Annotated in this window: 1 protein-coding gene; it reads right to left on the bottom strand. The window is 59.3% G+C overall.

Features of this window, described 5'->3' with window-relative positions; translation table 11 throughout:
- Window positions 1-457: hemagglutinin repeat-containing protein (locus ACV22Z_RS35765; RefSeq protein ID WP_448080946.1), on the bottom strand; the 457-nt coding region annotated here is incomplete at both ends.

Here is a 457-nt window from a genome sequence, read left to right on the forward strand (position 1 = left end):
GTCGCCCGTCGTCACACCGGCACTAAAACCGCTCGAACTCACATCGAAGTTCGATTGATTCCGAATGTCAGAGAACGAGAGCGAACCCGTCGTCAGCGAATTCTTCGACGCATCCGCGTCGCTCGCAATCACCGCTCCCTTCAGATCGGTGTTACCCGTGACGTTGATATTGAACCCGCCGTCCCCCGCCTGAATCCCCGCCTGCTCATTGACACCCGCATAGCTGCCCGACGCATTACCCTTGCTCTGGCTAAAGTTCGCACTGGCACCGCCTTGGCTGATGCTGAAGCCGCCGCCGGTGCTCGACTGATGCGCGGCGCTCGTCAGCATATCCTGCACGCTTGTGATGTTCAGGTTGCCGCCCACGTCGGCGTTCACCTGATTGCCGCTGACATTCGACCCGATGATGTTCGTATCGCCGCCCGAGATAATCGTCACGGAATTCGCCGCGTTCACA

This window comes from Burkholderia sp. PU8-34 (assembly GCF_053427725.1).